We start from the raw sequence: 7,778 nt of genomic DNA on the forward strand, positions 1-7,778 counted from the left end.
GCCGGGGACGACGTGGCGAGCATGTACGAGACCATCCACCGGAGGTTCTCGCGCTACCTCGCCGAGCGGTCCCGCGTCGGCGAGCTTGCCGACATCGCCGACGCGCCGGATGCCGCGCAGCCGATCGATCCGGGGACCGGGCGGCCGCGCCGGTTCGCCTACCCGCCGAACCTCGTCGTGGTGGACGGCGGGGCGCCCCAGGTGGCCGCGGCGGCCCGGGCGCTCGACGAGCTCGGCATCGACGCCGGCCCCGGCGGGGTGGCGCTGTGCGGGCTGGCGAAGCGGCTGGAGGAGGTCTGGCTGCCGGGCACCGCGGACCCGGTCATCCTCCCGCGGACGTCCGAGGCGCTCTACCTGCTGCAACGGGTACGCGACGAGGCGCACCGCTTCGCCATCGCCTACCACCGGCAGAAGCGGTCCACGGCCATGGTGGCCTCCGCCCTCGACGAGGTCCCCGGCCTGGGTGACACCCGGCGCAAGGCCCTGCTGCGCTACTTCGGTTCGGTGGCGAAGGTACGGGCGGCGAGCGCCGAGCAGATCGCGCAGGTGTCCGGCATCGGCCCGCGGACGGCGGCGGCGATCGTCACCGCGCTGGCCCGGTCGGCGCCGGGCCGCGCCGACGCGCCCGCCCCCGTCGTCGACCCGCGCACCGGAGAGATCCTCGACGCGGAGACCGTCTCATGACCACCCCGACCCTGGATTTGGCGATCATCACCGGGCTGTCCGGCGCCGGGCGCAGCACCGCGGCGAAGTGCCTGGAGGACCTGGGCTGGTTCGTCGTCGACAACCTTCCCCCGGAGCTGCTGTCCACCATGGCTGAGCTGGGCCGTCGTTCTGGTGGGACGGTCAGCCGCATCGCCGTCGTGGTGGACGTGCGGGGCCGGCCGTTCTTCTCTGACCTGCGCGCCGCGATCGCGGCGCTCGACGCGCGGGGCATGCATCCCCGGATGCTGTTCCTCGAGGCCAGCGACGATGCGCTGATCCGCCGGTTCGAGCACGTCCGCCGCCCGCATCCGCTGCAGCGCGACGAGCGGGTGGTCGACGGCATCAGCCGGGAACGGATTCTGCTCGCCGAGCTGCGCGGCGAGGCTGACCTGGTCCTCGACACCACCGACCTGAACGTCCATGAGCTGCGGTCGAAGATCGACGCCGCGTTCGGGCAGCCGAACGCCAACCGGCTCAACGCCACGGTGGTGTCGTTCGGGTACAAGTACGGACTTCCGCTGGATGCGGATCTCGTCGCCGACTGCCGGTTCCTGCCCAACCCGCACTGGGTGGAGGCGCTGCGCCCGTTCACCGGCCGCGATCCGCAGGTGCGCGACTATGTGCTGGCCCAGCCGGGAGCGCAGGACTTCCTCGACCAGTACGCGGCGCTGCTCCGCCTGGTCGGCGAGGGCTATGCCCGCGAGGGCAAGCGGTATCTCACGCTGGCCGTCGGGTGCACCGGCGGCAAGCACCGTAGCGTCGCGATCGCCGAGCAGCTCGGCACCCGGCTCGCCGCGGGCGGCGTGGGGGTCCGGGTGGTGCACCGTGACCTGGGACGGGAGTGAACCATCCGTGAACCTCAATGGCGTAGCCGCGCGCTCCGACGGTCCGGACCGGGCACCGGCGGTCGTCGCCTTCGGCGGCGGCCACGGGCTCGCCGCCTCGCTCGCCGCGCTCCGGCAGATCACCTCGGCGCTTACCGCCGTGGTGACCGTCGGTGACGATGGTGGATCCTCCGGGCGGCTGCGCGCGGAGCTCGGTGCGCTGCCCATGGGCGATCTACGAATGGCCCTGGCCGCGCTGGCCGGACCAGACGGATGGTCGACCACCTGGGCGGGCGTGTTCCAGCACCGGTTCGGCGGCGACGGGCCGCTCGCCGGGCACGCGGTCGGCAACCTCGTGCTCACCGCGCTCGCCGAGCGCACCGGATCACCGGTGGCCGCGCTCGACCTGGCCGCCGCCCTCCTCGGCCTGCGGGGGCGGGTGCTGCCGCTGTCGACCAGGGGCATCGACATCGTCGCCGACGTCGTGGGGCTGGATCCGGGGGCGCCCACCGCCGAGGTCGAGGTGCGCGGGCAGGCCGCGGTGGCCACGACCGGTGGACGGGTCGTGGGTGTCCGGCTGTCGCCGGCGGCACCGCCGGCCTGTCCGGAGGCGGTGGCCGCGGCGGGCGCGGCCGACTGGATCATCCTTGGGCCGGGATCGCACTACACGAGCATGCTGCCGCATCTGTTGGTTCCTGGGATGAACCGGGCGATTGCGACGTCCCGGGCGAACCGGGTGATGGTGTTGAACCTGGCCGCCCAGCCGGGGGAGACCGAGGGATACACCCCCCAGGCCCATCTCCACTCCCTCGGCCGGCACGTTCCCGGCCTGCGGCTGGACGTGGTGATCGCCGATCCGACCGCCGTGCCCGACCCCGACCTGCTCGCCCGGGCGGCGGCGGACGTCGGCGCCCGGCTCCATCTGGCGCCGGTGCGGATCCCTGGCGCGCCCGTGCACGACCCGGTCCGGCTCGCCGCGGCCTTCCGCGCGGTGTTCGCGGGACTCCCGGAGGCGACCTGCCCGGCGCCCGCGTCCCGGCGGCCGGTCACGCAGTACTCATCGTCCGGCGGACCGGTCCGCCGGACCCCATCCGGTGAAGCCAAGGAGTGATCGGTGTGGCGGCGATGACGGCCACCGTCAAGGACGAACTGAGCCGGCTGCGGGTCGCGAAGCCCTGTTGCCGGCGGGCCGAGATGGCAGCCCTGCTGCGCTTCGGTGGGGGGCTGCACATCGTCGGTGGTCGCATCGTGGTCGAGGCGGAACTCGATACCGGCGCGACCGCCCGCCGGTTGCGTCGCGAGATCGCCGAGGTCTTCGGCTTCCCCTCGACGGTGGCCGTGCTGGCCGCCGGTGGGCTGCGCCGCTCGGTGCGCTACATCGTGCGCGTCGAGCGGGACGGCGAGCAGCTCGCGCGGTCCACCGGCCTGCTCGACCAGCGTGGCCGCCCGGTGCGCGGGCTGCCGCCGCAGGTGGTCACGGGCTCCGCCTGTGACGCCGCGGCGGCCTGGCGGGGCGCGTTCCTCGCCCACGGTTCGCTGACCGAGCCGGGTCGGTCCTGCTCGCTGGAGGTGACCTCGCCCGGTCCGGAGGCCGCGCTCGCCCTGGTCGGCGCGGCGCGCCGGCTGGGGGTCCAGGCCAAGAGCCGGGACGTGCGCGGCGTCGACCGTGTCGTCATCCGCGACGGCGACGCGATCGGCGCGCTGCTGACCAGGATCGGTGCGCATGACAGCCTGCTCGCCTGGGAGGAACGGCGGATGCGCCGGGAGGTCCGGGCGACGGCCAACCGGCTGGCGAACTTCGACGACGCCAACCTGCGCCGCTCCGCCCGGGCCGCGGTGGCCGCCGGCGCCCGGGTGCAGGCCGCGATGCGCATCCTCGGCGACGACGCCCCGGAGCACCTGCTGGCGGCCGGCCGGCTGCGCCTCGATCACGCGCAGGCCTCCCTGGAGGAGCTGGGCGCGCTCGCGGACCCGCCGCTGACCAAGGATGCGGTCGCCGGCCGGATCCGCCGACTGTTGGCGCTCGCCGACAAGAGGGCCAACGCGCTCGGTATCCCCAACACCGAGGCGAGCGTCTCCCCGGATCTCCTTGAGAACGCCTGAGCAACAGCGGCCCAGGTCGTACCCAGACATTTCATACCTGTAATGTGGAATACTGGCCCAGTAGCACCATCGGGATCGGATGGCTCTTCGGGGCTCTTCGGGGTGGGGCCTGCCCGTGGGGCGCCCGCCTGGCCGGTTCGGCCGGCGTCAGCGCGGGCCCACGGAATCTGCCCGGCCCCGGCCCTGCGGAGGCGCACCGGCGGTGCAGCAGCGATGTGATGGGATGTAGTTTCCGGGTGGGGCGTGCCCGCATCGTGTGAGGAGACCAGCATCGCACGGTTCGGATTCCCGCCGATGATGTGCAAACTCGTTAGGCTCCTGCCTTGACAGCGCCACATGAACGACAGTGCCACATGAACGAGAACGTCACAACCGAACGACGACGTCGCGACGGAACGACGGCGTGACTATCGAAACGACGAGACAAGACGGTAGGGAGTCCTGGACGTGGCTACGCGGGTGGGTGTCAACGGCTTCGGGCGAATCGGTCGTAACTTCTGGCGGGCGCTCGCGGCGAGCAACCGGAACGATCTCGAGATCGTCGCGGTCAACGACCTGACCGACAACAAGACTCTTGCGCATCTGCTCAAGTACGACACCACGCTGGGTACGCTGCCTGCTGCGGTCAGTGTCGTCGACGAGGGTATCCGCGTCGGTGACACCATGATCAAGGTGCTGGCCGAGCGCGACCCGGCGGCGCTGCCCTGGGCCGATCTGGGTGTGGACGTTGTCATCGAGTCCACCGGCCGCTTCACCAAGGCGGCGGACGCGGGCAAGCATCTGCAGGCAGGCGCCAAGAAGGTCATCATCTCGGCGCCGGCCAAGGACGAGGACATCACCGTGGTGATAGGCGTGAACGACGACGCCTACGACCCGGCCAGGCACCACATCCTGTCCAACGCTTCCTGCACGACGAACTGCGTCGCGCCGATGGCGAAGGTGCTCGACGAGGCCTTCGGCATCAGCCAGGGGCTGATGACCACCATCCACGCCTACACCAACGACCAGGTCATCCTGGACTTCCCGCACTCGGACCTGCGGCGGGCGCGGGCGGCGGCGCAGAACATCATCCCGACCACCACGGGTGCGGCGAAGGCCACCGCGCTGGTCCTGCCCCACCTCAAGGGCAAGCTCGACGGGCTGGCGATGCGGGTGCCGGTCCTCGACGGCTCGGTCACCGACCTGGTGGCCACCCTGGACAAGAAGGCCAGCAAGGAAGAGGTCAACGCGGCGTTCAAGGCGGCGGCGGAGGGCCCGCTGAAGGGCTACCTTGTCTACACCGAGGACCCGATCGTCTCCTCCGACATCGTCAACACCCCGGCGTCCTGCACGTTCGACTCGCTGCTGACGATGTCCGCCGGCAATCAGGTGAAGATCGTCGGCTGGTACGACAATGAGTGGGGCTACTCCAACCGGCTGGTCGACCTGACCGCGCTGGTGGCCGCGCGCCTCTAGGCCCGCACGCCGCCGGCCGGCGAAACCCGTCGGGTGGCGCCGGTCCTCCCCGGCCGTTCCTCCCGACCGGGCCGGAGAGGATCCTCGCCCGGAGAGGATCCTCTCCGGCCCTTCCTCGACAATTTCTCTCCCCGATGGAGTAACGAAGCGTGAGGACGATCGACGACCTGCAGGTCGCCGGGCACCGGGTGCTGGTCCGCAGCGACCTGAACGTGCCGTTGGACCGTTCCGGTGACACCCCGCGCATCACCGACGACGGCCGGGTCCGCGCCAGCGTCCCGACCATCGCCGCACTGCTGGACCGGGGCGCCCGGGTGGTCGTGAGCTCGCACCTGGGCCGGCCGAAGGGCGAGCCGGACCCGAAGTACTCCCTGGAGCCGGTGGCGGGTCGGCTCGCCGAGCTGCTGGGCCGGCCGGTGGCGTTCGCCGGCGACGGCAGCGGTGACATCGCCGGTGCGCATGCCCGCGAGGTGGTCGCCGGGCTCGGGGACGGCGAGGTGGCGCTGCTGGAGAACCTGCGCTTCGCCGCCGGGGAGACCAGCAAGGACGCGGCGATCCGCGCGGCCTTCGCCGACGAGCTGTCGGCGCTCGCCGAGTTCTACGTCGGGGACGCCTTCGGCGCGGTCCACCGGGCCCACGCCAGCGTAGCCGACGTCCCGAAGCGGCTGCCGCACGCCGCGGGCCGGCTCGTGCTCACCGAGCTGGAGGTGCTCCGCCGGCTCAGCAGCGACCCGGCGCGTCCCTACGGTGTCGTGCTCGGCGGGTCCAAGGTGTCCGACAAGCTCGGCGTGATCCGCGCGCTGCTGCCCAAGGTCGACGCGTTGCTCGTCGGCGGAGGGATGTGCTTCACCTTCCTGGCGGCGCTCGGTCACGGGGTCGGCGGGTCGCTGCTGGAGACCGAGATGATCGAGACGTGCAAGGAGCTGCTCGCCGAGGGCGGGGAGCGGATCGTGCTGCCGACCGACGTCGTCGTCGCGGACAGGTTCGCCGCCGACGCGGACACCGCCGTCGTCGCGGCCGGCGCCATCCCCGCCGGCTGGCTCGGGCTCGACATCGGCCCGGCGTCGACGGAGCTGTTCGCCGCGCGGCTGGCCGGAGCGGCTACGGTCTTCTGGAACGGGCCGATGGGCGTGTTCGAGCTCGCGCCGTTCGCCGCGGGCACCCGGGGGGTGGCCGCGGCGGTCGCCGCCGGCACGGGGTTCTCCGTCGTGGGTGGCGGAGACTCCGCCGCGGCGGTCCGCACGCTCGGCATCCCGGAGGGTGCCTTCAGCCACATCTCGACCGGCGGCGGCGCGAGCCTGGAATACCTGGAGGGCAAGACGCTGCCCGGGCTCGCGGCCCTCGATGTCTGACTTCCACGGGACGCCCGGCGTCGGGGCCGGCTGATGGCACTGCTGGGCCGGGGAAGATCTGAGCGAGGTTCCGACAGGGGATCCGGGAAGAACAGGGGATCCGGGAAGGACGAGGACGGCGTGGGCAAGGACAGATCGGCGAAGGGCGCTGCCGGCGTCAAGGGCACCGGCCGACGGGCGCTGGTGGCCGGCAACTGGAAGATGAACCTCAATCACCTCGAGGCGATCGCGCTGGTGCAGAAGATCGCCTTCGATCTCAAGCCCGCCGAGCTGGAGACCGTCGAGGTCGTCGTTCTCCCGCCGTTCACCGATCTGCGCAGCGTGCAGACCCTGGTGGACGGAGACAAGCTCGCCATCGCCTACGGGGGGCAGGACCTCTCCCCGTACGCGTCGGGTGCGCACACCGGTGATATCAGCGGGGCGATGCTGGCCAAGCTCGGCTGCGGCTACGTCGTCGTCGGGCACTCCGAGCGCCGGGCCGACCACCACGAGGACGACGCGCTGGTGGCGGCCAAGGCGAAGGCGGCCTTCTCCGTGGGGCTCACCCCCATCCTGTGCGTGGGGGAGCCCGAGGAGATCCGGGCCGCCGGCACCCATGTTGAGTACGTGCTGCGTCAGCTCGAGCAGTCGCTGGCCGGCATCACCGCCGAGCAGGCCGCGACGATCGTCATCGCTTACGAGCCGGTGTGGGCGATCGGCACCGGCCGCACCGCCTCCGCGCAGGACGCCCAGGACATGTGCGCGGCGGTCCGCGGCCAGCTGGCCAGACAGTACGGCGATGAGATTGCCGCTGGGACCCGTGTCCTCTATGGCGGCTCGGTGAAGGCGGCGAACGCCGGCGAGCTGTTCACCATGCCGGATGTGGACGGCGGGCTGGTCGGCGGGGCGAGCCTGGTCGCCGAGGAGTTCGTCGGCATCGTGCGCAGCGGGCCGCCGGCCTGACGGCGGACGCGTCCGTATAATCGCCCTGCCGCGTACTCGCCCTGCCGCCGGCCGTCCCGGTGCCGGACCAGGCGAAGCACCGTCGGTGGGAGCGGATACTGTTGCGTGGCGACGTGCCCGGCCCGCCCGATCCCCTCGAGGCGTGCCGGTTCCACCCACGTTGCTGGAAGGCTGAGGAGGTGTGTAGGACAGTGGAACCGCCCTTGTCGGAGGTTCGGCCTGGGCACCGGACGGCCTGCCACTTCCCCGAGGAGCGGGAGCTGGTCTAGATGACGATCGGTCTGTCGATCGCCCTGATTGTCGCGAGTATTCTGATGATCATGCTTGTGCTGTTGCACCGGGCCAAGGGAGGCGGGCTGTCCACTCTGTTCGGCGGCGGCGTGTCCTCGTCGCTGGG

The 7,778-nt window shown here is 72.0% G+C and carries 9 protein-coding genes; all 9 read left to right on the plus strand.

The window, feature by feature from the left end:
* A partial coding sequence (locus AC08OP_RS16720; protein ID WP_476615049.1) for a helix-hairpin-helix domain-containing protein occupies window positions 1–684 on the plus strand: 684 nt, incomplete at its 5' end.
* Window positions 681–1,550, plus strand: a complete 870-nt coding sequence (gene rapZ / locus AC08OP_RS16725; protein WP_462186159.1) for an RNase adapter RapZ — start codon at window positions 681–683, stop codon at window positions 1,548–1,550. The genes AC08OP_RS16720 and rapZ, both read left to right, overlap by 4 nt.
* Window positions 1,551–1,557: 7 nt before the next feature.
* The gene (locus tag AC08OP_RS16730) at window positions 1,558–2,640 is read left to right on the plus strand and encodes a gluconeogenesis factor YvcK family protein (protein ID WP_476615050.1); all 1,083 of its coding nucleotides are present in this window, start codon (window positions 1,558–1,560) and stop codon (window positions 2,638–2,640) included.
* A gap of 5 nt (window positions 2,641–2,645) precedes the next feature.
* Window positions 2,646–3,632, plus strand: a complete 987-nt coding sequence (gene whiA / locus AC08OP_RS16735) for a DNA-binding protein WhiA (protein ID WP_476591645.1) — start codon at window positions 2,646–2,648, stop codon at window positions 3,630–3,632.
* 447 nt (window positions 3,633–4,079) lie between these two features.
* A complete protein-coding gene (gene gap, locus AC08OP_RS16740; RefSeq protein WP_476615051.1) occupies window positions 4,080–5,087 on the plus strand; it encodes a type I glyceraldehyde-3-phosphate dehydrogenase in 1,008 nt (335 codons plus the stop codon).
* A gap of 149 nt (window positions 5,088–5,236) precedes the next feature.
* Window positions 5,237–6,439, plus strand: coding sequence for a phosphoglycerate kinase (locus AC08OP_RS16745; RefSeq protein WP_476615052.1), 1,203 nt, complete (start codon window positions 5,237–5,239; stop codon window positions 6,437–6,439).
* Between the two features lie 33 nt (window positions 6,440–6,472).
* A complete protein-coding gene (tpiA, locus tag AC08OP_RS16750) occupies window positions 6,473–7,381 on the plus strand; it encodes a triose-phosphate isomerase (RefSeq protein WP_476615053.1) in 909 nt (302 codons plus the stop codon).
* Between the two features lie 59 nt (window positions 7,382–7,440).
* The gene (locus AC08OP_RS16755; protein ID WP_476615054.1) at window positions 7,441–7,650 is read left to right on the plus strand and encodes an oligopeptide/dipeptide ABC transporter ATP-binding protein; all 210 of its coding nucleotides are present in this window, start codon (window positions 7,441–7,443) and stop codon (window positions 7,648–7,650) included.
* Window positions 7,651–7,778 (plus strand): preprotein translocase subunit SecG (gene secG, locus AC08OP_RS16760; protein WP_476615055.1); only part of this gene is annotated, 128 nt, incomplete at its 3' end. It abuts the gene before it with no gap.

Source organism: Frankia sp. CeRuru1 (assembly GCF_977966315.1).